General features: G+C 68.7%; 20 protein-coding genes. 14 read left to right on the top strand and 6 right to left on the bottom strand.

Features of this window, described 5'->3' with window-relative positions; translation table 11 throughout:
- Positions 1-215: 215 nt before the first annotated feature.
- Positions 216-2,621, top strand: coding sequence for a GAF domain-containing protein (locus NO998_RS09035; RefSeq protein WP_267646784.1), 2,406 nt, complete (start codon positions 216-218; stop codon positions 2,619-2,621).
- Between the two features lie 165 nt (positions 2,622-2,786).
- Entirely contained in the window at positions 2,787-4,952 is a 2,166-nt protein-coding gene (locus tag NO998_RS09030; protein ID WP_267646783.1) for a bacterio-opsin activator domain-containing protein, read from the top strand.
- A 482-nt stretch (positions 4,953-5,434) separates the two neighbouring features.
- On the opposite strand, the gene NO998_RS09025 is transcribed toward NO998_RS09030, so the two are convergent.
- The gene (locus NO998_RS09025; protein WP_267646782.1) at positions 5,435-5,680 is read right to left on the bottom strand and encodes a DUF7120 family protein; all 246 of its coding nucleotides are present in this window, start codon (positions 5,678-5,680) and stop codon (positions 5,435-5,437) included.
- A 734-nt stretch (positions 5,681-6,414) separates the two neighbouring features.
- On the opposite strand from NO998_RS09025, the gene NO998_RS09020 reads away from it, so the two are divergent.
- Positions 6,415-7,287, top strand: coding sequence for a mechanosensitive ion channel family protein (locus NO998_RS09020; protein WP_267646781.1), 873 nt, complete (start codon positions 6,415-6,417; stop codon positions 7,285-7,287).
- 59 nt (positions 7,288-7,346) lie between these two features.
- On the opposite strand, the gene NO998_RS09015 is transcribed toward NO998_RS09020, so the two are convergent.
- Entirely contained in the window at positions 7,347-9,407 is a 2,061-nt protein-coding gene (locus NO998_RS09015) for a S9 family peptidase (RefSeq protein WP_267646780.1), read from the bottom strand.
- Between the two features lie 60 nt (positions 9,408-9,467).
- The gene (locus NO998_RS09010) at positions 9,468-10,781 is read right to left on the bottom strand and encodes a sodium:calcium antiporter (protein WP_267646779.1); all 1,314 of its coding nucleotides are present in this window, start codon (positions 10,779-10,781) and stop codon (positions 9,468-9,470) included.
- Between the two features lie 393 nt (positions 10,782-11,174).
- Between NO998_RS09010 and NO998_RS09005 the strand changes: the two genes are divergently transcribed.
- Together NO998_RS09005 and NO998_RS09000 are read left to right on the top strand one after the other, a co-directional pair.
- Entirely contained in the window at positions 11,175-11,990 is an 816-nt protein-coding gene (locus NO998_RS09005) for a ParA family protein (RefSeq protein WP_267646778.1), read from the top strand.
- A complete protein-coding gene (locus tag NO998_RS09000; protein WP_267646777.1) occupies positions 11,983-12,339 on the top strand; it encodes a DUF7970 domain-containing protein in 357 nt (118 codons plus the stop codon). The genes NO998_RS09005 and NO998_RS09000 overlap by 8 nt, the downstream gene beginning before the upstream one ends.
- Positions 12,340-12,430: 91 nt before the next feature.
- On the opposite strand, the gene NO998_RS08995 is transcribed toward NO998_RS09000, so the two are convergent.
- Complete coding sequence (locus NO998_RS08995; protein ID WP_267646776.1) at positions 12,431-14,296, bottom strand: ABC transporter substrate-binding protein; 1,866 nt, start codon at positions 14,294-14,296, stop codon at positions 12,431-12,433.
- 136 nt (positions 14,297-14,432) lie between these two features.
- Between NO998_RS08995 and NO998_RS08990 the strand changes: the two genes are divergently transcribed.
- Genes NO998_RS08990 through NO998_RS08965 form a run of 6 tightly spaced genes read left to right on the top strand, consistent with a single transcriptional unit; the run spans position 14,433 to position 20,424 of the window.
- A complete protein-coding gene (locus NO998_RS08990; protein WP_267646775.1) occupies positions 14,433-15,449 on the top strand; it encodes an ABC transporter permease in 1,017 nt (338 codons plus the stop codon).
- The gene (locus NO998_RS08985) at positions 15,446-16,939 is read left to right on the top strand and encodes an ABC transporter permease (RefSeq protein WP_267646774.1); all 1,494 of its coding nucleotides are present in this window, start codon (positions 15,446-15,448) and stop codon (positions 16,937-16,939) included. Before NO998_RS08990 ends, NO998_RS08985 begins: the two co-directional genes overlap by 4 nt.
- Positions 16,939-18,075 carry an ABC transporter ATP-binding protein gene (locus NO998_RS08980; RefSeq protein ID WP_267646773.1) on the top strand — a complete coding sequence of 379 codons (1,137 nt, stop codon included), beginning with the start codon at positions 16,939-16,941 and terminating at the stop codon, positions 18,073-18,075. The genes NO998_RS08985 and NO998_RS08980 overlap by 1 nt, the downstream gene beginning before the upstream one ends.
- On the top strand, positions 18,072-19,424 hold the full coding sequence (locus tag NO998_RS08975; RefSeq protein WP_267646772.1) for an ABC transporter ATP-binding protein: 1,353 nt from the start codon (positions 18,072-18,074) through the stop codon (positions 19,422-19,424). The genes NO998_RS08980 and NO998_RS08975 overlap by 4 nt, the downstream gene beginning before the upstream one ends.
- The gene (locus tag NO998_RS08970) at positions 19,424-19,888 is read left to right on the top strand and encodes a DUF7555 family protein (protein ID WP_267646771.1); all 465 of its coding nucleotides are present in this window, start codon (positions 19,424-19,426) and stop codon (positions 19,886-19,888) included. The genes NO998_RS08975 and NO998_RS08970 overlap by 1 nt, the downstream gene beginning before the upstream one ends.
- 35 nt (positions 19,889-19,923) lie before the next feature.
- Positions 19,924-20,424, top strand: a complete 501-nt coding sequence (locus NO998_RS08965; RefSeq protein WP_267646770.1) for a DUF7529 family protein — start codon at positions 19,924-19,926, stop codon at positions 20,422-20,424.
- A gap of 1 nt (position 20,425) precedes the next feature.
- Here NO998_RS08965 and NO998_RS08960 read toward each other — a convergent pair whose 3' ends face one another.
- Both NO998_RS08960 and NO998_RS08955 read right to left on the bottom strand, forming a co-directional pair.
- Entirely contained in the window at positions 20,426-20,716 is a 291-nt protein-coding gene (locus NO998_RS08960) for a helix-turn-helix transcriptional regulator (protein WP_267646769.1), read from the bottom strand.
- Between the two features lie 168 nt (positions 20,717-20,884).
- Complete coding sequence (locus tag NO998_RS08955; RefSeq protein ID WP_267646768.1) at positions 20,885-22,273, bottom strand: hypothetical protein; 1,389 nt, start codon at positions 22,271-22,273, stop codon at positions 20,885-20,887.
- Positions 22,274-22,365: 92 nt separating this feature from the next.
- On the opposite strand from NO998_RS08955, the gene NO998_RS08950 reads away from it, so the two are divergent.
- From NO998_RS08950 to NO998_RS08940, 3 genes are all read left to right on the top strand, one after another.
- Positions 22,366-23,619 carry an outer membrane protein assembly factor BamB family protein gene (locus NO998_RS08950; RefSeq protein WP_267646767.1) on the top strand — a complete coding sequence of 418 codons (1,254 nt, stop codon included), beginning with the start codon at positions 22,366-22,368 and terminating at the stop codon, positions 23,617-23,619.
- Positions 23,620-23,672: 53 nt separating this feature from the next.
- On the top strand, positions 23,673-24,185 hold the full coding sequence (locus NO998_RS08945) for a winged helix-turn-helix transcriptional regulator (protein ID WP_267646766.1): 513 nt from the start codon (positions 23,673-23,675) through the stop codon (positions 24,183-24,185).
- Positions 24,186-24,250: 65 nt separating this feature from the next.
- The gene (locus NO998_RS08940) at positions 24,251-25,480 is read left to right on the top strand and encodes an outer membrane protein assembly factor BamB family protein (RefSeq protein ID WP_267646765.1); all 1,230 of its coding nucleotides are present in this window, start codon (positions 24,251-24,253) and stop codon (positions 25,478-25,480) included.
- Positions 25,481-25,487: the final 7 nt, after the last annotated feature.

Below are 25,487 nucleotides of genomic sequence, written 5' to 3'. Positions count from 1 at the left end.
CGAAACCAGTGGCTGCGGGAACACTTCCGGCGACGGCGTGGCGTCGACGTGCCGGTGCTCGGCGCCCCGTACGGCTGGGACGGCCAACCCCGACTCGGATGTCGGCGCTATCTGGAACCGGCGGGTTCCGTCCCCGTTCGGAGCCCTGAACTGTCGTGTCTTGGTCACTGTCGCCACGGAAGATACTTGAGTGGGAACCGCGGTGGTCCGGCCGTATGGAGGATCGCGCGGATACAAGCGAGGGTGGCCCGGAGGCGGCCGCCCACGACCGGATCACCGACGCGGTTTTCGCGCTCGACACCGACTGGACGTTCACCTACCTGAACGACCGCGCCGAGGAGGCGTTCGACCTCGACGGGCGGAGCGTGGTCGGCCGTTCGATCTGGCTCATCCTGCCCGAACTGGCGGGATCGGGGCTGCAGAACCGTTGCCTGGAGGCGATCGACCGCGGCCGACCGGCGCGGATCGAGCAGCCCATCCCGGCCGCCGGCCGGCGCTTCTCGATGCGGATCTACCCCTCGGAGACCGGCGTGACGGTCTGTGCCCGCGAGGTGCCACCCGCCGAGCGGACTCCCGAGCACCAGCGACAGACGCTCGTGGAGACGGTCACCGACGTGGTCGTGACGATAGACGAGGACGGCACGATCCGGCGAGCCAACAGCGCGACCGAGGGGGTGTTCGGCTACGCGCCCTCGGAGCTTATCGGGGAGTCACTCGGGGTGCTGATACCCGGGGCGACGGGCGACCACCGCGGGGCGCTCGACCGGTATCTCGACGGCGGCCAACCGGGGGAGTGGCAGAGCGTCGAGGTCACCGGGGTCCGGAAGGACGGCACGCGGATCGACCTCAGCGTCTCCTTCGGCACCCACACCGTCGACGGCGGCGAGCGACGGTTCACCGGCGTCATCCGGGACGTGAGCGAGCGCAATCGCCGGGAGCGTGCGCTGCGGGCGGCCCACGACGTGATCGTCGCCGGCGACGAGGCGTTCGAGGAACGGATCGAGGCGCTGCTCTCGGTCTGCCGGGACGCCGTCGGGACGGAGTTCGCGACGCTCTCCCGGGTCACCGACGACGAGTACCTGTTCGACACCGTCATCAGCCCCGCGGGAGCGGGGGTCGAGGCGGGCGACAGCGTCCCCCTCGAGACCACCAACTGCGAACGGGTCGTCGAGCGCGGCGAAACGCTCGTCCTCGACGACATCCCCGAGCAGGCGCCGTCGCTGGCCGAGCGTCAGGGGAACCGCGACCTCGGGATCGAGTGTTACCTCGGCGTCCCGGTCGTCGTCGACGGCGAGACCACGGGCACGTTCTGTTTCTACGGTACGCAGCCACGGAGCGAGCCCTTCTCTGACTGGCAGATCGCGTTCGTCGAACACCTCGCGTCCTGGATCGGCGACGAACTCGAACGCCGCCGGTACGTCGATCGGCTGCGCGCGCTCGACGAACTCAACGAGGTGGTACGGGCCGTCACCGACGAGGCCATCGCCCAGCCTACCCGGTCAGAGATCGAGCGTCGGGTCTGTGAGGCCATCGCGGCGACCGACTCCTACCTGTTCGCGTGGATCGGCGAGGCCGACCCCACGAACCAGTCGGTCGAACCGCGTGCGGAGGCGGGCGTCGAGGGGTACACCGAGTCGGTCTCGATATCGACGGACCCGACGGAGCCCGAAAGCGCGGGCCCGACCGGCCGGGCGCTCCACACCGGCGGGGTCCAGACCGCCCACGACATCAGCACCAACCCCAGCTACGAACCGTGGGACGAGGACGCCGAGGAGTACGGCTTCCGGTCGTCGGCGGCGATCCCGGTAGCCCACGAGGGGACCATCTACGGCGTGTTGAACGTCTACACCGATCGACCGGAGGCGTTCACCGACGAGGTGTACGACGTGATCGGCCTGCTCGGCAAGATCGTCGGCCACGCCATCGCCGCGATCGACCGCAAGCAGGTGTTGCTCGCGGACTCGGTCATCGACCTCGAGTTTCGCGTCTCGCAGGTCCTCGGCACGTACGAGGGCGCTCCCGACACCACCGGCGAGGTCCAGTTCGACGCCGTGGTTCCACGCGACGGCGGGGAGTACGTCGTGTTCGGCACGACCAGCGGGGACGGGTTCGACCTGATCGAGTGGCTCGTCGAACACGACGAGGACTGGGAGGAGGTCCTCGCCGTCCGGGAGACCGACGAGGGCACCGCCTTCGAGGTGCTGGTGGTCGAGCCACGGATCCTCTCGGCGGTCAGCGCCGCCGGCGGGCGGTTCGTGTCGGCGACCGTCGGCGCCGGCGGCGACCTCACGGTCCGCATCCAACTGCCCCACGACGCCGACGCGCGGAGCGTCCTCGGCACCGTCCGCGACCACTACGACGACACGACGCTGGTGTCCAAACAGGAGGTCACCGCCACGGACAGCGGCCCGCGAGCGAGCGCCCGGATCGAGACCGACGATCTCACCGATCGGCGCTTGGAGGCACTCAGAGCGGCCTACCACGCCGGCTACTTCGAGTGGCCCCGGGAGACCGCCGGCGAGGAGGTGGCGGACCTGCTCGGCATCTCGGCCCCGACGTTCTCCCAGCATCTCCGGGCGGCCGAGCGCTCGGTGTTCGGGACGGTGTTCGACGGCGAGTAGGTCCGCCGTCCCACGGGGACAGAGGTTTACGGGAGGCCATCCAAGAGCCGCCAGAATGGCGCAACTGGTCGGTCTCGACGGCATCCGGGGCCCCGTGCGTCGACAGACACCACCCCGAATGCGAGGCCGTACGACCGAACGACCGGTCGGCGAGGACCGGTAGGTATGGCGGCGGACGAACTCGAACTGCTGCTGATCGAGGACAACCCCGGCGACGCTCGGCTGATCGAGGAGATGCTCCACGACGCCGAGACGCTTCTCGAGCGCGTCGACGTGGACGCCTCCGCGCCGGAGAACCTCCGGATCCACAGCGAATCCTCGCTGGCCGGGGGTGTCGAGCGCCTGGCCGACGCCGACGTGGACGTGGTCCTGTTGGACCTCGGACTCCCCGACAGCGACGGCTTGGAGAGTTTGACCGGCGTCATCGACGCCACGGAGTTGGTCCCGGTCATCGTCCTGACCGGTATCCAGGACGAGCGCATCGGGATCGAGGCGATCAAACGCGGGGCACAGGACTACCTCGTGAAGGACGAAGTGACGAGTGACCTGTTGGTCCGGTCGATCCACCACGCCGTCGAGCGGAACCGACAGGAGCGCGACCGCTCCCGGCGCCACGCGCAGTTGGAGGCACTCAACGGTCTCACGCGGGAGTTGATGGACGCCGAGACGCCGGCGTCGGTCAGCGAGCGCGTCGTCGAAGTCGCCGAGGCGCGGTTCGACATCCCGGTGATGGCCGTCGCGCTGTACGACGGGGACGCGGGGGAACTCCGGCCGGCGGCGGCGACGAGCGACGCCGCGAGTACGCTCGACCTCGATGAACTGTTGTCGACTCGGGGTGGCGCCGTCTGGCGGGCGTTCGCCGAGAGCGGCGGTCCACGCGCGGTCTCCGGCGACGAGACCTCCGCCTCCCTCTCCGAGTTGGCGCTGTTCCCGATGGCGAGACACGGCGTGCTCATCGTCGGGACGACCACCGGCGAGGGCGTCCGCACGGCGGATTTCGACTTCGTCGGGACCGTCGCGAGCAACGTCGAGGCGGCCCTCGACCGCGTCAAGCGCGAACGCGAGCGCGAGGACCGCGAACAGCTTCTGGAGGAACAGAACCGGACCCTCGAACGACTGAACCGGATCAACGACATCATCCGGAGCATCTCCCGAGCGCTCGTGCGGGCGTCGACCCGCGAGGAGATCGAGTCCGTCGTCTGTGAACAGTTGGCCCGTGCCGGCCCCTACGGGCTGGCGTGGATCGGCGACCGCGACCACGCCGGCGACATCGTCGTTCGCGAGCGTGCGGGCGGAGACGACCGCGCCGGGGGGTTCGACATGTCCCTCGAAACCCTCGGTGGCGAGGGATCACCGGTCGAGCAGGCGGCCCGGACCCGGACCGAACAGGTCGTCAACGACGTGCTCGACGACGGGGAGTTCCACAACTGGCAGCGCGCGGCGCTCGACCGCGGCTTCCACGCGACCGCATCGTTCCCCTTGGTGTACGAGGACGCGATGTACGGCACCCTGAGCGTCTACGCCGAGGAGACCGGCGTGTTCGGTGATCTGGAGCAGGCGGTGCTCGACGAACTCGCAGACACCATCGCCTACGCCATCAACGCCGCCGAGAGCAAGAAGGCGCTGATGGGCGGGGAGGTGACCCGCCTCGAGTTCGACGTGTCGGGGACGGAGATGGCGTTCGTGCGGCTGACCCGCGACCTCGGCTGCTCGTTGGTCGCGGAGAACTTCGTCCACGAGTCCGACGGCGGCGTCAGGCGGTTCCTCACCACGCGCGGGGTCCCGGCGGCGTCGGTGATCGCGGCCGCCGAGAGCCTTCCGCTGCGGGAGTTCACGCTGATCTCCGAGTACGAGGTCGACGACGAGCCGGTCTGTCTGTTCCGCGCCAGCCTCGCGGGTGACAGCCCGGAGTCAACGATGCTCGAACACGGTGCCCGGCCCGTCGCACTCCGTGCTGGCGGCGGCGAGGCGACGGTCGTCGCCGAACTCGGCGTCGACGCGCCGGTCCGGGAGTTCGTCGAACTGTTCCGCGACCGGTTCCCGGGCGCGGAACTGGTCGCCCAGCGCAGCTTCCAGCGGACCGACCCCTCGGTCGCCGAACAGCGGGCGTCGGCGAGCGAGACGCTGACCGACCGACAGCTCGAGGCGATTCGTACGGCGTACTTCAGCGGCTACTTCGACCGGCCGCGGAAACACACGGGGACGGAGATCGCCGAGGCGATGGGGATCTCCCAGCCCACCTTCAGCCACCACCTCCGCGAAGCCCAACGGAAGCTCTGTGCGGTGCTGTTCGAGGAAGCCGACCGGGAGGCCGAGCCCGTCGACGCGTAGGGGCTATCAGTATTGGGTTGGACGGTTCGGCTGTTCTGTCAGTATAGCCACTAACACAATACTCCCGGAATACATTGAACCTATGCGGTAATTCGGAGAGCGATTCGACCGTTGACGCCGACGCATTCCGGCATCCCCCCCACCCCACATCCCACCGGTCGACGTGGCGATCCTCGCCCCGTGCCCGAGCCACATCGGGTACGGTTCTCCGTTTTACCTCCCTTACTTCCACGAGCGGCTGCTCGGTGCAGCGGCGGCAGCCAAACCAGTTAGGCCGCAGAGTGAGGTAGCTCCCGCTCCAGACTGTTAGTGCGTGCTTCGGATGACGTGATCCGGTGCCGCGAACGTGGCAGCGATCGGCGAGGCCGTGTGGGACGACCCGTCGGTCAGTGGAGTTGTGGTTCGGGATGCAGTTCTGGGGCCGTCACTGTGGGCGTCGGCCTCGACACCTTTCGAGAAAAGCTCGCAACACCGCCTAGCGCTTAGAACGTCGGCTCGTCGTCGCCGCCGCCCTCCTGCATCGCGGGGTCCTGCTGGTCCTCGACGGTCTGGGTGAACAGGTCGCTCTCGAGTTCTTCGGCGGGCTCCTCTTCGATGTCGTAGGCGGAGACGCCGCGCTGGAGCAGGTCCTCGACGGCGCGCTCGCGGTTGAGGAACTCGCCGGACTCGACGAGACGGTTGAGCTCACCGGTGATACGGTCGGGGAGATCGACTTCGATCTGGGCCATACCCCCCGTCGACGCTGGAGGAGTGTGAATTTTGCGCTCCGATCGGTCCCCAACAGCCGATGCTTTTGGCCGGGCGACCGTTCCCCGGGTATGCAGGCAGACCGGATCGACCCGCAGGCGAAGGCGGTCCTCGACAGTCGCCGTGGATCGATCCCACACAACGGCTACGTGCTCAAGCTCCTCCGGCCGGTCCTCTGACTCGCCAGCAAGTACGGCACCCGTGATAGGCCCGCCGTCGGCGACGGCGTCGACGTGCGCTACGAGAACTACCCGGCGCAGGTCCACGGCTTCGCGACGATGGCCATCGACGCCGTGGAGACGGTGGCCACACGAGTGGGTCGAGAGCTCGAAACGGCGCTTTCTCCGTGATTTCTGAACAGTAATTCGGAGCAGTTGTCAATTTCTCCCGGCCCATCTCGGACACGTAAATCACATACTGCGATATTGATTCTGGCTACCGAGTCGACGTCGCGTGGAGGCAGCAACGAAAGGAGAAACCTCCCCCAGTCACGCTCAATACGGCCGGTTTCGTGCGGTGGGATGGAACGCTACCCCTCTTTACGCAGTGTGCCCGGAGGAGGTTAATAAGGGACTGAGTGTCGGTGCTATCGTGTCTCGATGCGGGAAGCGACCGGCTGTGATTCGATTTGTACTACTCTGAGCAAAAGCAACCGCAAATTGAAAAGTATTTATGCAGAAATCTATATCTTTTGTCACCTGTAACGTCCACCGTGATGTTCACAGTACTCCAGAGCGGCGTTTTCGCCAACCCCATCGCCTCGATCGTCTCGTTCCTGATCACCGTCGTGACGTTCGGCGTCTCGTTCGTCGTGCTCTACCTCGTCGGGAAGTCGATCCTCGTCAGGACGACGAAGGAAGCCTTGAACCAACGTGACTACTCCCCCGCGATCGTCAGCTTGGCGTCCAGTATCGCCGGGGCGATAGCCTTGTTCGGCGCCGTCGCGATCGCCGCCACCGTCGCGGGGTTCCCGATGATCCTCGGCGCGTTCGCCACCATCTTCGGCGCGCTCGCGCTGGGCTTCGCCTTCGCGGCCAGCGACATCGTCCAGAACTTCGTCGCCGGCGTGTTCATCCTCAAGGACAAACCCTTCGAGGTCGGCGACTACATCGAGTGGAGCGGCAACGGCGGGATCGTCCGTGAGATCGACCTCCGCGTCTCGAAGCTCGATACCTGGGACAACGAACAGCTCACCGTGCCCAACGGCGATCTGGCGAACGCGGTCGTGAAGAACGTCCAGGCCAACGACACCCGGCGCGTCACCGTCGACTTCGGCGTCGACTACGGCGCCGACGTCGACCGCGCCCGCGAGATCATCCTCGAGGAGGCCGCCGCGATCGACGGCGTGCTCGCGGACCCCGAACCGACGGCGCCGCTCACCACGCTCGGTGACTCCGCGATCGTGTTCAACGCTCGGGCGTGGATCAACCCCAAGGAGACGGGCGCGGGCGGCGTGATCCACGAACTCACCGAGAAGGTCAAGGGACGCTTCGACGAGGCCGGTATCGGGTTCCCGTACCCCCACACCGAACTCGTCGGTTCGCTCAGCGTCGAACAGCCCGATCGATCCGCCCTGGCGGACGACTGAACCACACCCACGGGTCCGTTTTCTGGCCGGTCAGCGCGGGCGTCGAACGGAGGACCGGCTCAGTGATCGGCGAACCAGGTCGAGAGCTCCTCGAGCCGATGGATCGCGCGGTCGGGGTCGCCGATGTTGTGGTGCTCGTTCGGGTAGACCACGAGTCGGGAGTCGACGCCCTGCTTGCGGACCGAGACGAACAGCTGTTCGGCCTGCGTGGGCGGACAGCGCCAGTCGTTCTCGCCGGCGGTGATCAGCAGCGGCGTGTCGACGTCCCCAACGTCGGTGATCGAGGAGATCTCGCGGTAGGTCTCGACGTTCTCCCAGGGGAGGCCGAACTCGTCCTCGTGCCAAAGGTGGTTGTCGTCGGTGCCGAACGTGGCGTAGAAGTCGTAGATGCCGTGTTCGGCGGCGGCGCCGGCGAAGAGGTCGGACTTCGTTACCGTCGCTGCCGTGGTGATCCCGCCGTAGGAGAAGCCGGTGAGGTAGAGGCGGTCCTCGTCGGCCCAGCCCTGCTCCACGAGGTGTTCGGCGCCGGTGACCACGTCGTCGACCTCCTTGTCGCCGCGGGTGCCACGGAGGCGCTCGGCGAACTCCTGGCCGTAGGAGGTCGAGCCGCGGTAGTTCGTTCGGAGGACGATGTAGTCCTTGCTCGTCCAGAACAGCTGGTCGAAGCCGAAGGCCGGCGAGTCGTAGGACATCGGCCCACCGTGGACCGACGACACGACCGGCCGCGGCTCGGGGTCCTCGGGGTCGAAATCCGGCGGCAGGTACGCGAGGCCGTGGATCGTGACGCCGTCTCCGTTCTCCCACGAGACGCGCACGCAGTCGTGGCTCTCCTCGACTAGATCGGCGTTGACCTCGCTGACCTGTGCGAGGCCGGCCTCGTCGGCTTCGGCGCCCTTCTCGGCGTCGAGACCCTCGCGGCCCATCGCGAAGATGTCGGCCCCCTCTTCGGGGTCGTCCATTCGGAACGCGAGGGTGTCACCGTCGTCGGAGACCGAGAGGCCCGAGACAGACCGGCTGCGGCCCTGTGCGACGAAGACGCGTTCGGGGTCGTCGGTGTCGGCGTTGAGGCGGACCATCCGGGTGTTCCCCTCGTCGCCGAACAGCGAGACGAGAGTGTCGTCGTCGAGCCACTGGGGGTTCCCGCCGAACGCGATGGTGCGGTCGAGCGAGGCCGAGACCGAGTCGAGGTCGCCGCTCTGTACGTCGAGGACGTACGCCTCGGTCGGCTTGTACCAGTTGTCGGGGTCGCCCCCGCCGAGGGCGATCCGGGTGCCGTCGGGCGACCATTCCGGCGCGGAGATGGTCAGGTCGGCGTCGGTGTGCTGTTGGTAGCCGGTGCCGTCGGGCCGGATCGTGTAGACGTTCCGGGCGTGGGTGTCGTCGGGGTCTTCCTCGTGCTGCGCGACGAAGGCGATCCGGCTGCCGTCGGGGGACCACGCGGGCTGGAGCCCCCGGCGGTCGCCCTTCTCCTCGTTGTCGTAGGCGTTGTCGAGTCGGACCGTCTCGCGGCTCTCGGCGTCGACGACGAACAGGTAGGTGGTGACCTCGTCCATCCAGCCGGCGCCGTCGCCCTTGTGCTGGAGCCGATCGATCTCGATAGGCCCGTCGTCGTTGCGCTGCTCGAGGTACGCCTCGTCCTCCTCGGTCGGGTCACGGGCCGAGATCACGAGGCGCTCCCCGTCGGGCGCCCAGTCGAACTCGCTGACGCCGTAATCGCGGTCGGTAAGTTGGCGAGCGTCGCCGCCCCGGGCCATGTCGAAAGACCAGACCTGCGGCTTCGGGCCGTCGCCGACGGGGCCGCCGTCGTCGCCATCGTCCTCGTCGTCGTCCTCGGGGGCGCCGTTCTCGACGGCGATACTCGCGTCGGTGTCACGGGCGGCGAGGAAGGCTAATCGGTCGCCGTCGGGTGACCACTTCGGGCTGGAGGCGTTGGAGGCGCGGGTGAGTCGGTACGGGGCGGCGGAGCCGTCGGTCGGGGCGACGAACAGCGACGTGTGGCGGTCGTCCTCCTCGCTGTCGAACTCGCTGACGAGGAAGGCCACGCGGTCGCCGTCCGGTGAGACGGCGGCGCCGGTCGCGATCGAGAAGTCGTAGAACCGTTCGGGTGAGAGTTCGTCCACGCAAGCGGTGTGGGTGGACTCCCCAAAAGGGTACGCTTGCCGGCCTATCTGACGGCTACCTTAGCTGTCGGGGCTGCCGTCCATGGCGTCGGAGACGATCGACCGTGTGTCGCTGACGAGTCGCACCAGCGCGCCCCGGCGGAGGGCGAACAGCACTAGCGCGAGGGCGATGTAGACGGCCGTGAACACGTAGAGCAGTTCGGTCTCGGAGATCGGCAGGTGGAGGATGTCACGGAGCGCGAGGAACTCGAGGATCACCTGTGAGAGGAACAGGAACAACAGCCCGACCGCCTCGCGGACGTCGATCTCGAAGTTGATGATGAGCGCGAGGGCGAACAGCGACTGGGCGGCGGTGATCCAGATCTCCGCGGCCTGTTTGGCGTCGAAGCTCAGCGCGCCGTACTCGCCCAGTGCGATGGAGTGGACGAGCACGAGCGTCCCGATCAGCAGCGTCCACTGGTTCAGCTTCGAGGAAACCAGCGCGTTGAAGCCGGCCGTCGAGCGGGCCTTCCGGACCAGCACGACGACGACGATCAGCTCCGGCGATTCGGAGGCCAGCGGCGCGATCCACTGGATCATGAAGAAGGAGGGGACACCGATGTCCTCCCCCAGCAGTTCGAGGCTGTGGGCGAACGGCTCGACGGCGGTGAAGATGATCATGCCCGAGAACGCGAACAGGGTGATGACCGTCAGCGCCCGGTAGGGGTTGGGGATGCGCCCCAGCATCGCCGGGACGCCGACGTGTTCGACGTCCTCCTCCGGTTCGCCCCGGAGCACGACGGCGATGTAGAGGACGTAGAGGCCGACGAGAAAGAGCATGTCCAGGATGTCGATGCCGCCCCCGAGCGGGACGAGGAACGCCCACAGGGTGGCGACGAACAGGAAGGCGACTTCGAGGCTGATGTCCCGGTCCAGCGAGACGGCGTCGGTGAGGAAGCCGGACCGATCCTTCACGGCGGGGTCACGGGCGGCGCCCGCACGGTAGACGGTGAAGAGGGCGATGCCGGCCCATCCGATCCCGATCAGGATGCGGTTGGCGCCGGTCATGTTCGCGACGGCGAGGTTCCCGGCTTCGACGCCGGCGGGGGTACCGGCGTTCACTCCGGCCTGCCACGCGTAGAGGGCGTCGACGGCGTACTCCGGGGCGACGGCGAGCACCGCGAGTACAGCGATGGCGAACGCCCGGGGGACGTCCTTCTCGGCTGTCTCGGCGCCCCACGTCAGGAGGAAGGAGGCGCCGAGGATACCGGTCCCGGCGACGGCGACGGTCAGCCCCGCGGAGAACCCCTCGGCACTCCCCATGAGCCAACTCCCCAACCACGGGGCGGTCAGTAGCGCTGCGGCGACGAGTACTCCCAGCTTTCTCGTGTCCATATCGGTCGGTCTGCACGGAGCGAGCACCGGGTACCGTAAAAACCACAGGATACCGCCGCCGCGGTCGTTATCGGGCGTCTCAAGCGCTCTCCCGTCCATCCACGAGCCACCCCGTGTTGGGACCAATCCACGGGGCAGCGACACGGACGACGCCGGAATCGCCCGATAGCGGGGAAACGAACGGTCGCGGCGCCGCGAGTAGCAATTTCCAAAGTTCGCCAACTTTGCAGACGTTCTGCGATTCCTTCGGTGTATCGGCGGTTCACAGTTCGTGAGAACTCTTAAGTGCTCCCCGTCGGAGTGCTCAGGTATGCTACCGGACGGAGCGGTCGGTGGGACGAAGCGCGTCGGATCGCGGCCCGCGACGGTCCGGGGACGCGGGGTGGCACGCTGATGGGCGCTGCCGTCAGTGTTTCCCTCCAGAAAGGCGGTGTCGGAAAGACCACCCTCGCGATCAACCTCGCGGACGCCCTCGCGGCGCGGGGCCACGACGTGTTGTTGGTCGACCTCGACCAGCAGGGCAACGCCACCGAGGGCGTGGGGCTGAAAGACGAGTACGAGAAGGATTCCCCCCACCTCGGCGACGTGCTAACCGACGACGACCCCGTCGATGTCGCCGAGGTCGTCGTCGACCGCGAGGGGTTCGACGTGCTCCCCGCCCACGTCGACTTAGACGAGATCGAGGACCGCATCCGGAACTCCACGTTCGGGATGCTGTGGGTCCGCCGGCGCATCGTCGAACCGCTGCTCGACGACGCGTACGACTACGTCGTCGTCGACTCGCCGCCGAGCCTCGGCCCGCTCTCGGACGCCGCCCTGATCGGCAGCGGACAGGTGATCGTGCCGCTGCTGATGAGCGAACCGAGCGTCAGCGGCTTCGAGCGCATGTGGGACCAGCAGATCCGGCCGATCCGGAAGGAGGTCGACCTCGACCTGCTGGCCATCGTGCCCAACGACCTCTCGGGGAACAACGAGGAGCGCCGCATCATCGAGGACTTGGAGGGGTCGCCGTTCGAGGACGCCCTGCCCGAGTTCTGTCGCTCGGCGGAGTTCGAGGACCCCGACTCACCCGGTCCGGGGTTGCGCCACCGGATCGCGTTCAGCCGGGCGTGGCGGGACGGCCAAACACTGCGTGAGTACGACCCTGACAACGACATGCTCGACAGACTCGACAGACTGGCGGCGATCGTGGAGGAGGCCGATGCCTGACGACAACCGCTTTGCGGGGCTCTCGGACGCGGAGGCGGACGCCGCGGCCGAGGATGCAGGCGGCGACGCCGAGGGCGAGGACGGCACGGAACCGACCCCCGATGACGGGGAGAACGGCGCCGGTCCGGCCTTCGAGTTCGACGAGACGACAGCAAAGAGCATCTACGTCCGGCCGGAGACCCTGGAGACGCTCGAGGACGCCGAGTTCGAAGCCGAGATGCTGCTTCGACGCGACCACGGCGTCCGCGACGTGACCGGTCGCGAGTTCCACGACGCCGTCGTCCGGGTCGTCGCCGAACACGCCGACGAGGTCGTCGACCAGATCGTCACGGAGCGCGAGTCGGAGTAGTTCGGTCCCCCTTCTCGCAGTCGCCGCTCCGTGAGCGGTCGCTCACGGTTCCCGTCATGTCGCGAAAAATTCCGGTGTCGAGTCTCGCCGATCAGGTCGGCTGTGCGTCGGTGTCGATCTCGACGTCGGCGTACTTCGAGAGCGCGCCGAGTTCGCCGAACAGGGGCATGTCGACCCAGTCGTAGCTGAAGCGCTCGTTCGAGGGGTAGCCGTAGTTGATCAGCGCACAGTCCTCCCAGTTGGCCTCCTCCAGCTTCCGGATGGCGTCGGCGCGGATCTGGCGGTCCTCCTCGGTGTCACGCTTGTTGTTCTGCATCGTCTGCCAGGCCTCGCGGGCGCGCTCGGAGGCGTCGGTGCCGGTCCAGTTCAGCCCCACGAGCGGCGCCGATTCGACGCCCTCGTTGTTGGTCGTCTGGGTGTTCGGCGGGTAGAGCAGCGCGAGCACGTTCATCGGGTCCGCCCAGGACATCCCCCAGGAGCCCAGCCCCGAGTCACGGTTGCCGGCGAACTCGCGGTCGAGCAGCGTCGAGAACTCCGCGGTGTTGATCTGGAGGTCGATGTGGGCCGCCGAGAGCTGGTCGCGTAGCTCCTGTGAGATCAGGTCGTTGGTCGACCCGGGCGTGTTGATGATCTCGAACTCGTAGGGGTCGTCCTGGCTGTAGCCGGCCTCCTCCATCAGCGACCGTGCGGCCTCGATGTCGGAGGTGTCGTAGCCGTAGGGGTAGTTCTCGCGGGCGTGCTCCTCGGCGGCCTCGGGGCCGCCGGGCCACAGCGACACCGGCGTCATGTGGTAGCCGGCCGTGAGACGGCCCTTGTAGGCGTTGCTCGACAGTTGCTCGTGGTTCATCACGTAGGCGACGGCCTTGCGGGCCGGCTCGATCACGTTGTTCGTGTTGAACAGCATGAACGCCGTCGAGAGACCGGCGATCCGGAGGTAGTCGGCGGTCTCGTCGTTCTGGAGCGGGCCGTAGGTCCCGATCTCGCGGCCGATATCGTCGGTCTCCTCGACGCTGACCTTCTCGGCGTCGTACTGCGCGTTGGGAACCGGGAACACGTCCACGTTCCGGTTCATCGCGTGGTTGAACTGGGCGTTCGGGTCGGCCATGACCTGCCAGTGGACCCGGTCGATCGTCGGCGCCTCGCCGTAGTAGCCGTCGAAGGCCGTCACCGACGCCTCGTTGTCGGGGCTCCAGTTCTCGAACTCGAAGGGGCCGGTTCCGACCGGTTCGGTCGTGAACTGATCGTAGGATATCTCCCCCTCGTAGCCGTCGATGTCGCCGACGATCCCCTCGGGCACGATCACGAAGGAGGCGTCCGCCATGATGTCCAGCCCCGCGTAGTACGGCGAGGACAGGGTCACCTTGACGGTGTAGTCGCCCGTGGCCTCGACGCCGAGGCTGCCGGGTACGTAGTTCCCCTCGTCGTCGGTCTCGTGGGCGACGCCGAGGTCGTCGAGTAGCACGTAGTCGGACGTGGAGTTACTGGAGCCCGCGAGGCGCTCCCAGGAGTAGACCACGGCGTTCGCGTCGATCTCGGCGCCGTTGTGCGCGACCACGTCCTCACGGAGCGTGAACGTGTAGACGGTGCCGTCGTCGGAGACGTCGACGCTCTCGGCGATCAGGTTCGTGATGCCGGCGCCACCGTGGGGCTTGCCCACGAGGCCGTCGTACATCTGGACGACCTTCTCGGACTCCGTCGAGAGCACCGTCGCCACTGGGTCGAGCGTGTTGGCCGAGGCGTTGATCAGCCGGAGCGTCGTCAGGTCGTCGTCGGGCGCGGAGTCGGTCTCCTCGCTCTCGTCGTCGGTCTCCCCCTCGCTATCCGTGTCGCTGCCGAGCGCTTCGGGCGGCGTCGACTCTCCGTCGCCCCCTGCACAGCCCGCGAGGACGCCGGCAGTTGCCACGCCTCCAGTAGCTTTCAGGAAGCGTCGTCGTCGGACGCCGTCTGTGTCAGACATACCCTTTGCTTCCGTAGGGGACGGTTAGGTTTTGCGGTGGTCGGGCGCCTCCTTTACGGAAGAAAACACGTAGCAGCCGTTGAGACGGAGCCACGTGGGAAGACGTATTAACGGGGACTCGAATTGATGGCCACGGATGAGTCGCTGGAGCTACTTCGCACGCAGGGTCCTCCTGATGATCCCCATCGTCTTCTTCGGGACGACGATCACGTTCGTCGTCCTCCGGATGGGTCCGATCGACCCCGCCGCGGCCGTGATCGGCCCGTCGGGGAACACGGAGGCCTACACGTCCGTTCGACGGAGTCTCGGGCTCGATCAGCCACTCTGGTTGCAGTACGTGGACTACCTTCGGGACCTCTTTACCTTACAACTGGGCTACTCGTGGGTGGTGAACCGGGGGCGCCCCGTCTGGGAACTGATCGGGGTCTATGCCCCCCGAACCATCTGGCTGGGGTTCTGGTCGGTGATGCTGCCGCTGTTCATCGGCCTGCCGCTGGGCTTCTACGCCGGGCTGAACCCCAACACTCTCAGCGACTACGTCGCTTCCTTCGGCGGCATCGTCTGGCGGGCGATGCCGAACTTCTGGCTCGCAGTGATCCTCGTCGCCGTGCTGACCCAGTCCGATCAGCTGTTCGGCTTCAACTGGGAGTCGTGGCTCGTCGAGACACAGATCGTCACGCCGCCGGAGCTACAACGGCTCTGGGTGCCCGAGAACTTCCTCGCGGCGTTCAAGGCGATCCTCCCGGCCGCGCTCGTCCTCGGCTCGGCGTCGATGGGGAACGAGATGCGTATCGGCCGGACCGCAGTGCTGGAGACGAAAAACGAGAACTACGTCGAGACCGCCCGCGCGAAGGGCGTCCCGCGCCGTACGATCGTCTCGAAACACGTCTTCCGGAACGCCCTGATCCCGCTGGTGCCGATCATCACCGGGGAGGCGTTCCTGCTGCTCGGCGGCAGCGTGCTCGTCGAAACGGTGTTCAGCATCAACGGGCTGGGCTACCTCTTCTACTCGGCGACGATCAACGCCGACCTGCCGCTGGTCGGCTCGCTGATGTTCTTCTTCATCCTGCTCTCGGTGGGGATCAACATCCTGCAGGACCTGCTCTACACCGTGATCGACCCGCGCGTCGGCTACGGGGGTGAGGGCGCATGAGCGCCGTCGACTACCCCGTCGAGGAGGACGAGCCGACCCTCCGCGAGCGGATCGGCGACGACCCCGGGCCCGCGCTGCGCGTGCTCGCGGTCGTGGTTCCGCTGATCGCCGTGGAGTTCGGCGCCGTCGCCAGCCTGATCATGAGCCTCCCGTGGGAGGCCGTCGGCGCGGCGCTCCCCGGCGCGCTCCAGGGCTTCGCTGGCGCGCTCGCCGGCGTCGGCGACGCGCTCGCGGGGCTGCCGACGCTGCTCTCGCGGTCGGTGATCGACAACTCCGGCTACCAACTCCCGTCGGGGGAGTGGGTCGGGACGACGATGGGGCTCTCCCCGGCGGTCGCGTGGATACTCCGGGTGCTGCTGGTCTACGCCTACGGCTTCGCGTGGATGGCGGTCGGCTGGTGGGTCTACCTCGTCTACCGCGACAACTACCGCCACGCCGACTGGGCGCCGATCGACGACGTGGTCAACCGCTTCCGCAACCACTCGTGGGGGCTGTTCGGGCTGGCGGTGATCTTCGGGTTCGTCGTGCTCGCGCTGTTCGCCCCGGCGCTGGGGCCGACGACCGTCGACGCGAACATCGCAGACCCGTACCTCCACTCCGTCGAGTACTTCGACGAGGAGACCGGCTCCGTCCAGGAGATATACGTCGGTGAAGCGAACAGCGGCTCCCAGTCCCGCGGGCAGGGCGGGGACAACGTGGGGCCGCTCTCCTACGACAAGTTCGACCGTTTCCACCCCTTCGGCACCCTACCGAGCGGCAAGGACCTCTTTACGTTCATGGCGGCGGGCGCGAGGGTGTCGCTGTTCATCGGGGTCCTCAGCCTGCTGATCGCGGGCGGCATCGCGGTGGCGTTCGCGCTCGCGACGGCCTACTACAAGGGGCTGGTCGACCTGGGCGTCGTGATCGCCAGCGACTCGATCCAGTCGCTCCCCCAACTGCTGTTCATCATGCTCGCCTCCTTCGTCCTTTCGGGGACGTGGTTAGCGGAGTTCTACAACGGGGGGGTGGTGTTGGCGCTGCTGTTCGGCCTCACGGGCTGGCCCGGCCTCTGGCGGGCGGTTCGTGGCCCCGCGCTGCAGGTGTCCGAACGCGAGTGGATCGACGCCGCCAAGAGCTTCGGTCAGCGACCGTCGGTCACGATGCGGAAACACATGCTGCCCTACGTGGTCGGCTACCTGCTGATCTACGCCTCGCTCACGCTGGGCGGCGTGATCATCGGCGTCGCCGGGCTCTCCTTCCTCGGACTGGGGATCAACGCCCCGACGCCCGAGTGGGGTCGCGCGGTCAGCGCGGGACAGCCCTACGTGGCGACGCCCTCGTGGCACATCTCGCTGCTGCCGGGCATCGTCGTCGTCATCGTCGTCACCGGCTTCAACGCGCTGGGTGACGGGATCCGCGACGCCATCGACCCACAGAGCGACGTGTCGGCCAGCGGCGAGGCTGATGCCGCCCAACAGAGCGAGACCGCCGCCGCAGGGGGTGGTGCCTGATGGCCGCCGATACGCCGTCGACGCCCGCCGACGCGGGCCGCGCCGCCGCCGACCGCCTGCTGGAGGTCGAGAACCTCCAGACCGTGTTCCACACCGAACGCGAGACGATCCGCGCCGTCGACGGCGTCTCCTTCGGCATCGGCGAGGGCGAAACGCTCGGCCTCGTCGGCGAGTCCGGCTCGGGGAAGTCCGTAACCGCCCGCTCGATCATGGGGCTGGTCGACGACCCCGGCGAGCTCCTGCCGGGGAGTTCAGTCCGTTTCGACGGCCGGGAACTGACCGGGCTCTCCGAGAAGGGCTACGAGGAGGTCCGCGGCAGCGGCATCGCCATGGTGTTTCAGGACCCGCTCTCGACGCTCAACCCCGTCTACACGGTGGGCAACCAGATCGAGGAGGCGCTCGAACTCCACCGCGGGCTCTCGGGCATCGACGCGACCCAGAAGGCGATCGAACTGTTGGAGGACGTGGGTATCCCCGACGCGGCCCGTCGGGTCTCTGAGTACCCACACGAGTTCTCCGGCGGGATGCGCCAGCGCGCCGTGATCGCGATGGCGCTCGCCTGCGACCCCGAGGTGTTGGTCTGTGACGAGCCGACGACGGCGCTCGACGTGACCATTCAGGCCCAGATCCTCGAACTGCTGGACGACCTGCAGGACGAACACGGCCTGAGCATCCTCTTTATCACCCACGACATGGGCGTGATCGCCGAGGTCGCCGACCGCGTCGCCGTGATGTACGCCGGCGAGGTCGTCGAACAGGCCCCCGTCGAGACGCTGTACGAGAACCCCCGTCATCCCTACACGGAGGGACTGTTGCGCTCTATCCCGAGTACCCAGCTGGGTGCCGATCGGTTGGAGACCATCGAGGGGGAGGTGCCGACACCCAACGAACCGGCGACTGACTGTCGGTTCGCGCCGCGCTGTCCGAAGGCGTTCGACGCCTGCGAGGCGGTCCACCCGGTTCCGGTGCCGGTCGAGGTCGGCGGCGGCGCCGGCGTCGACGCGGGCCACACCGCGGCCTGCCTGCTCTACCCCGAGGACGAACCCGAGAAGCGGGCCATCGACCGCCACGCGGCCGGCGGCGAAGGCGGGAAGACCCCCGGTACCGCCGGCGACGGCGGGGGTGATCGCCGATGAGCGAGGGCACCGGGGCGACCGGCCTCGCGGGTCTCGACGGTGCGCCCGGTGAGACGCTGTTGTCGGTCCGTGACCTCCGGACGTACTACGAGTCCGGCGACCTCGTCGGGGGCCAGCCCGTGAAAGCCGTCGACGGCGTCAGCTTCGACGTGAAGAAAGGCGAGACGCTGGGCGTCGTCGGCGAATCCGGCTGTGGAAAGACGACGCTCGGGCGGACGCTGGTCCGACTCGAAGCCGCCACCGACGGCGAAGTCCGCGTCGGCGACGACGACGTGACGACGCTCTCGGGGGAGGACCTGCAGGCGTGGCGCCGGAACGCACAGGTCGTCTTCCAAGACCCCGAATCGAGCCTGAACGACCGCATGACGATCGGCGAGATCGTCCGGGAACCGCTGGACGTGCACGACTGGGGGACGCCCGCCCAGCGCCGCGCACGGGTGCGGGACCTGCTCCAGAAGGTCGGCCTCCAGGAGGAGCACTACTACCGCTACCCCCACCAGTTCTCGGGGGGCCAGCGCCAGCGGATCGGGATCGCCCGCGCGCTCGCGCTCGAACCCGAGTTCGTCGTCCTCGACGAACCGGTGTCGGCGCTCGACGTGTCCGTGCAGGCCCAGATCCTGAACCTCCTGATGGATCTCCAGGACGACCTCGGGCTGACCTACCTGTTCATCGCCCACGACCTCAGCGTCGTCCGGCACATCTGTGACCGGGTGGCGGTCATGTATCTGGGCAACGTGATGGAACTCGGCCCGACCGAACAGCTGTTCGAGGACCCGGCGAACCCCTACACGCGGGCGCTGCTCTCGGCCGTGCCGGAGCCGGACCCGACTGTCGAGAGCGAGCGGATGACGCTCCGCGGGACGCCGCCCAGTCCCCGGGACCCGCCCGAGGGCTGTGCGTTCTCGACGCGCTGTCCGGTCAAGATCCGGCCCGACGGCTTCGACGACGTCGACGACGTCGACGACGCGACGTGGGAGGCCGTCGAGGTGTTCCGCGAGACGCTCCGGGCCCGTGACCGCACCGAACGCTCGCTCTCGGAGCGGGCGCGGGAACTCCTCGGCTTCGAGACGCGCTTTGCAACCGTCGACGAGGTGGTCGAGGAGCTGTTCGCCGACCGGGAGCTGCCCGGTTCCATCCGCGAGCCGGTCGATCACGCCACAGAACTCGCCCGCAACGGCGACGAGGCGGACGCGCTCGAACACCTGAAGGCGGAGCTCGGCAGCGTCTGTGACCACGAGTCGCCCGGCGCCCACGGCGTCGACGCCGCGGGGCGTGAGAGCCGCTGTCACCGCCACGAGGCCGAGTACGCGGACCCGTCGGCGGTCGGGCCCTCCGTCGGCGAGGACTGATGGCCGACGGCTGGCAGCCGCCCGGTGATGGCGGCGGCGCCCGGTTCCGCCTCCGACAGGCCCTCGACGCGCTGGTGTACGGGGTTGCGTTCACGCTCGTCACCGGCGTCGTCGCGGCCGGCCTCTCGTTCGCCCTCGGCGGGGGCTGGTTCGGCGTCGAGTTCGCGCTGTTCGTCGGCGGCGCCGCGCTGCTTGCCTACGCGTCGTTCCAACTCCGCCCGGCCAAACGCTGGGACGTCTCCTTCGAGGAGGACGGCTACCGGATCACTCGTCCCGGCGATGGGGGGCGGGTGCTCGGCTCCCGCGAGGAGTCGCGGTTCCAAGCGTCCGTCCAGCGGGTGCCGCCGCTCCCGTGGGTGGGTCTGCCCGTCGAGGCGCGGCTCTCGCCGGCGGCGAAACTGTTCGTCGCCGGGGCGACGATGCTGGCGGCCTCGGTGCTGCTCGAGGCGCTGCTGTTCTGGTAGTCAGGCTTTTCCGCCCGCTCCCCTCCTGTCCGGACATGGACGAAGACGCCGACCACGGCACGCGCAAGGAGGGAACCGCGGCCGCCGTCGACGACGCCCGATCGATCGCCGATCAGCGCCGCGAGGCCGGCTGGGAAGCCACCGTCGTCCCCGCCGTCGACACGTCGCCGGTCCCGGCGGACGCAGAGCAGGGCTACTCCGGGTTCGTCCACGTGGTTCCCGAGAGCCTCGCCGACGAGGTGGCGGCGGCCTGTGAGCGCGCGGCGTTCCCGCGCTATGACGCCTACCGCCGATCGGTCGGCGGGGACCTCTTTTTCGTCGTCGAACTGCTCGACCCCGAGACGGAGACGGCCCTACTCGTTGCGGGAACGTACCGCGCCGCCGACGCCGTCCCGCTCTACCGGCAGGCGAGTCGCGAGGGCGTCGTGGAGACGCATCTCACGCGGCTGAACGGCGAGTCGCTCGGCTCGATCGAACACGACGCTATCGAGAAGCTGTTCCCCGACGGCATGGAGACGATCGCTGGACGGAAGTGAGTCAGTCGCCGGTGGCCGCGCCCTCGGCGGCCTCGGCCGTGTCGGCCTCGGTGGGCTCGGGCCCGTTCGCGGTGTAGACGCGCTTGCGGGCGTCCTTCAGGCAGATCTCTTCGGTCACCAGCCCGGCCGACTCGAGTCGGCCGAGCGCGTCACGGACGGTACGACCGGCCAGTTGGGTCTCGTCGGTGACCTGACTCTGGGTCATCCGGTCGTTCTCCTGTAACACCAGGTGGACCAGCTTCGCGCTCGGGGGGAGGTCGGCCATCTCCGCCTCGGAGGCGACTTCGCTCACGACCCTGCCCCCGCGAGGTCGGTGGTCGTGGACTGGCGCCGGCTCGCCGTCGGCGTCGTACGGTTCCGCGCTATGTTGGTCTCGCGCACGAACGTCCGTACGCGTGCGCGACCCTTAAGCCGTTCTTGACCCTCAGGTAACCGGGTGACACGAGTGTTACTGGGTCGCTCACGCGATCACCGGCCGCGAGACGATCCAGAGCGAGAGCACCGTGTAGCCGATCATCAGCACCACGAGCGGGAGGTGCCCCCGGCGTGCGGCCCACAGCGAGCCGTAGCGCCGGACGGCGACGAAGTGCGCGGCGACGACGGCGACGACGTGGCCGGCGACGATCAGCAGGACCTGTGACGCCCAGAAGACCGGGAGCGGGAGCCACGAGAGCGGCCGCACGGTCCCGATCCCCGGCGCGACCGGTTCGAGGGCGATCGCGACCAACTGGCCGAGACTGCGAAGCACGTAGGGGTAGTTGTGTGCGATCTCGTAGGCCGCCGCGATCGGAAGTAACGTCGGCGCGAACGCCCGCGTGGCGCTCGGCAGCCCCGCGCGGGCGCCACCGAGGCGCTCGGCGAGTCCACAGCCGACGACGAACAGGCCGATGAAGCCGGCGAAGCCCACGAGGAACAGCAGGGTCGCCGTCGCGTCGCCGAGACCGACGACGTTGCGCGCCCGGAAGAGGAGCCCCTGGAACGCCGCCGTGTCGGTGAAGCCGTCGAAGCTCACGACGTACACCATCGCCACCGCGAGCGCGACGAGCGCCGGGCCGGCGACCGGCCGCAGCGTCCCTTCCCAGGGGTAGCGCAGCGAGACCGCGTACGCGCCCCCCCGGCGCTCCACCGTGAGCGGTGCGACGGCGCCGAAGAGGCGGTAGAAGGCCGCGAGTGGGTCGCTCCGGGCGAGCCACGACGTGCCGAAGAGGACGCCCCCCGAGAGCATCAAGAGGGCGTACGCGGCCAGCAGCGTCGCTGTAAGCCGCGGGACGAGCGAGACGTTCGTGAGGTTCTCGACGACGCCGAAGACGAGCAGGAACCCGACCGTCGCCGGCCACGCGCCGACTCGCGGCGGCGACAGCACCGAGAGCTCCTCCCCCTCGATCCAGGCGAGCACGCCGGCGATGGTCCGCCACGGCGAGAGCACCGGCCACGGGGTTCCGGCGACGATGGCGACGAACGCCAGCCCGCGGAACCAGACGGCCCAAGTGAACACGGTCGCGGGGTTCTCCGCGGCGATCTGGGGGCCGAAGGCGCCGGCCGCGAGCGCCGCCAGCACGCAGCCGAGGAAGCCGACCGCGGCCACCCGCTTCGCGGCGTCGACGGCCGGCGCGGGCAGCGTCGTCAGTTCCCGATCGAGTTCCGGCGGCGTGTCGCGGTCGGTCCGGCCCAGCCAGAGCGCCGTCAGGCCGACGGTCGCGCCCGCGCCGAGCAACAACAGCGGCAGGGGGAGCGGCGAGTCGAACCGCGAGCCGCCGAGGGCGTGTGCGCTCGCGGTTCCGGGGAGGAGGCCGAACAGCAGGACACTGGCGACTGCAGTCGCGCCACGCGTACGGCGGAGACGGAACACGTCATCAGCTACCCCCCGCCCAGTGAAAAACCCGCTCGTGGTTCGAGGAACGCACCAGACCGCTTTTTTCGCGTGCCCGGCGAGTTCCCGCCGTGCGTCCACGAACGATCGGCCTGTTGGTGGCTGTGTTGCTCGTCTTCGCCGGCGTCGGTGCGTACGGCCTCACCGACGGCCCGGCGGCGAGCGGTCCCGGCGCGGCGGAGCCGGTGGAACTCGCCGAACGGTGGATCAGTAGCCTGCCCGAGGCCTTGGAGTCGAACCACCACTCGCCCGCGGCGGTGGCCATCGACGGCGAGTCCTACATCGCGGTCCCCATCAACAGCCGACAGGGGACGGTCTGTCGGATGAGCGTCCTGGACGGCGACGGCGAGGAGCGGTGGGCCGACACCCTCTCCGAGGCTGACTGCAACGTCCACTCGATCTCGGACCCGACGATCGCCGACTACGACCGGGACGGCGAGCCCGAAATCCTCGCGGCGACGAGCGCCCGCGAGTTCGTCGCCTACTCGCTCGACGGCCGCGTCGAACTGCGCCGGAACCTCACCTCCTTCGGCTACTCGACGCCCGTCGTCGCCGACCTCACGGGCGACGAGACCCCCGAGACGGTCGTCGTCGACCTGCTCGGCGGCGTCTCGGTGTTCCGCCCCGACGGTAGCCGGGTTTGGAACCGCGATGTCGGGGACGCGCGGGTCCGACAGCCCCGAGTCGAGGACTTCGACGCCGACGGCGACCCGGAGTTGGCCGTCGGGAAGACCGGGGGGTCGGTCGTCATGCTGAACGGGGATGGGTCGACCCGCTGGCAGCGAAACCTCAGTGACGCCCTCACGCTCCGCTGGATCGTCCCGGCACAGATCGACGACGACCCGGCTGTCGAACTCGTCGCCGCCGGCTTCTCGGGGAACGTCTACGCGATAGACGGTCGGACCGGGGAGACCCAGTGGCGCCGTGGCTTCGACGCCCGCGGGACGAGCGTCTACGCGGTCGGCGACGGCGACGACGACGGTGTTCCGGAGGCCTACGTCGCCGCCCGGGACGGGAAGGTTCGGAGCCTGAACGCCCGCAACGGGAGCGTCGAGTGGACGACGACGCTCACGCTCGAACCGGTCGCGCCGATGCCGCCGCCCTCGCTGGGCGACCTGAACGGCGACGGCTCGCTCGAGTTGGTCGCGCCGAGCAACACCGGCTCGGTCAGCGTCCTCGATCCGACCACCGGGGAGCTGATCGACAGCTACAGCCGGGAGGAGAAGATCAACACGTTCGTCCCCCTCGTGGACTTCGACGGCGACGGCGACCCGGAGGCGCTGGTCATCTACAACGACGGGCGCGTCGCCGCGCTCGACGCGTAGGCGCCGGAACCGTCGGGTTTAGTACCGTCGACCACCGAATCTTCAGCGAACAGATGTCCGAGACGAGAACGCGCATTGCCCTGCACGTCGAGCGCAACCCCGGAGTCCACTTCAGCGCCCTCGTCCGGGACCTCGACTTCGCGTCCGGGCAGGTGCAGTACCACACCCGGAAGCTCGTCGACGACGGCGATCTCGTCCGCGAGGACGTGTACGGCAAGACGCACTTCTTCACGCGGGAGTTCGAGCCCTGGGAGCGCCGACTGCTCGCGCTGTTCCGGCGTGAGACTGCCCGCGGCATCATCGGCTCCCTGCTCGAGAACGACGGTGCGACGCCGACTGAGTTGGTCGAGGAACTCGGGGTCGCCCGGAGCACGCTCGAGTGGCACCTCGACCGACTCGTCGCCGAGGACGTCGCGCGCAAGGAGCGGGACCTGCGCAACCGCGTCACCGTCGAACTGACCGACCCGGAGCGGACCCGCGAACTGCTCCGGACGGTGTCGCCGTCGATCCCGGACCGCTTCCTCGACCGGTTCACGCGGCTCGTCGACAGCCTCCTCTCGGAGTAGCGCGGCTCTCGAACGCCGCGCGCGGAGTGGCGCCTTTTTGCCCGCGAGGCACCTACCGAGACTGAATGCGTACTGCGACGGCGGCGACGTTGGCGCTCGTGCTCGTCCTCGTCGGCGCCACCGGCGCGTTCGCGCTCGGGGCCGGGGGCGGCGGCCCGACGCTCGAACGCACGTGGGTGAGCGACACGGGCCGCGATGTGAAGGCCAACCACCACGCCCCCGCCGCCGGCGTCGTCGACGGCCGCGGCATGGTGTACGCGCCGATCAGCGGCCGGGCCGACACGACGGCCTGCGCGCTGGTCGCGCTCGACGCCGGGACCGGCGGCGCCGACTGGCGCTACCGCGTGCCGGCGCCGAACTGTACCGTCCACTCCATCGCGACGCCGGCGCTCGCCGACTTCGACGGCGACGGCGAGACGGAGGTGCTCGGCGCGACGACCGAGGGCGACGTGGTCGCACTCGACGCCGCCACCGGTCGGGAGGAACTCCGCGGGGCTCTCACGAGCTACGGCTACTCGAAGCCCGTCGTCGCCGACCTCGTCGGCGGGCCGGCCGCGGAGGTAGCGGTCGTGGACGTTCGGGGCGCGCTCTCCGTCTTCGACCGGAACGGGTCGCTTCGCTGGCGCCAACGGCTGGGCGACCGCGCGTGGGGGCAACCCGCGGCGGTCGACGCCGACGCCGACGGTGCGACCGAACTACTCGTCGCCACCGACGGCGGCAGGCTGACGGCCTTCGAGGGGAACGGCTCGGTGGCGTGGCAGCGTACGGACGTCGGCCGGGTGCTGTGGAGCAGCGCCGGCACGGTGGCAAACGAGACGGTGTTCGCCACGGCGACGGCCGGCGGGCAGGTCGGCCTGTTCGACGCCGCAACGGGCGAGCGCCGCTGGCAGCACGATTTCGGCCGCTACGCGGCGGTCAACGCCATCGGCGACGGTGACGGGGACGGGACCGCGGAGGTGTACGCCGTCGCCCGTGATGGGGAACTCCGGGCCATCGACGGGGCGAGCGGGGACGTCGAGTGGACCACGACGCTCACCGGCGCCGACGTGCAGATGACGCCGCCGCCGACGCTGGGCGACGTGGACGGCGACGGCAGCGAGGAACTGGTTGCCGTCACCAACGACGGGCTGGTCTCGCTCGTCGATCCGACGGACGGCTCGGTTCTGAGCACCCACGAGCGGAACGTTCCGATCTACACCTATCCGTCGGTCGTCGATACCGACGACGACGGGGCGGCGGAGGTCTACGTCATCTACAGCGACGGCCGCGTCGTCGCGTTCGAGGGCACGGAGTAAGAGACAC

It is taken from the genome of Halolamina litorea, assembly GCF_026616205.1.
GTDB classification, from domain to species: domain Archaea; phylum Halobacteriota; class Halobacteria; order Halobacteriales; family Haloferacaceae; genus Halolamina; species Halolamina litorea.
This window is presented reverse-complemented; position numbering and strand designations above follow the sequence as displayed.

Bases quoted from the DNA above. Each gene is read 5' to 3' on its own strand.
- NO998_RS08965 (WP_267646770.1), top strand. From the start codon at position 19,924: ATGGACGAAGACGCCGACCACGGCACGCGCAAGGAGGGAACCGCGGCC.
- NO998_RS09005 (WP_267646778.1), top strand. From the start codon at position 11,175: ATGGGCGCTGCCGTCAGTGTTTCCCTCCAGAAAGGCGGTGTCGGAAAG.
- NO998_RS08940 (WP_267646765.1), top strand. From the start codon at position 24,251: ATGCGTACTGCGACGGCGGCGACGTTGGCGCTCGTGCTCGTCCTCGTC.
- NO998_RS08970 (WP_267646771.1), top strand. From the start codon at position 19,424: ATGGCCGACGGCTGGCAGCCGCCCGGTGATGGCGGCGGCGCCCGGTTC.
- NO998_RS09025 (WP_267646782.1), bottom strand. From the start codon at position 5,680: ATGGCCCAGATCGAAGTCGATCTCCCCGACCGTATCACCGGTGAGCTC.
- NO998_RS08975 (WP_267646772.1), top strand. From the start codon at position 18,072: ATGAGCGAGGGCACCGGGGCGACCGGCCTCGCGGGTCTCGACGGTGCG.
- NO998_RS09030 (WP_267646783.1), top strand. From the start codon at position 2,787: ATGGCGGCGGACGAACTCGAACTGCTGCTGATCGAGGACAACCCCGGC.
- NO998_RS08980 (WP_267646773.1), top strand. From the start codon at position 16,939: ATGGCCGCCGATACGCCGTCGACGCCCGCCGACGCGGGCCGCGCCGCC.
- NO998_RS08990 (WP_267646775.1), top strand. From the start codon at position 14,433: ATGAGTCGCTGGAGCTACTTCGCACGCAGGGTCCTCCTGATGATCCCC.
- NO998_RS09035 (WP_267646784.1), top strand. From the start codon at position 216: ATGGAGGATCGCGCGGATACAAGCGAGGGTGGCCCGGAGGCGGCCGCC.
- NO998_RS08985 (WP_267646774.1), top strand. From the start codon at position 15,446: ATGAGCGCCGTCGACTACCCCGTCGAGGAGGACGAGCCGACCCTCCGC.
- NO998_RS09020 (WP_267646781.1), top strand. From the start codon at position 6,415: ATGTTCACAGTACTCCAGAGCGGCGTTTTCGCCAACCCCATCGCCTCG.
- NO998_RS08995 (WP_267646776.1), bottom strand. From the start codon at position 14,296: ATGTCTGACACAGACGGCGTCCGACGACGACGCTTCCTGAAAGCTACT.
- NO998_RS08945 (WP_267646766.1), top strand. From the start codon at position 23,673: ATGTCCGAGACGAGAACGCGCATTGCCCTGCACGTCGAGCGCAACCCC.
- NO998_RS09000 (WP_267646777.1), top strand. From the start codon at position 11,983: ATGCCTGACGACAACCGCTTTGCGGGGCTCTCGGACGCGGAGGCGGAC.
- NO998_RS09010 (WP_267646779.1), bottom strand. From the start codon at position 10,781: ATGGACACGAGAAAGCTGGGAGTACTCGTCGCCGCAGCGCTACTGACC.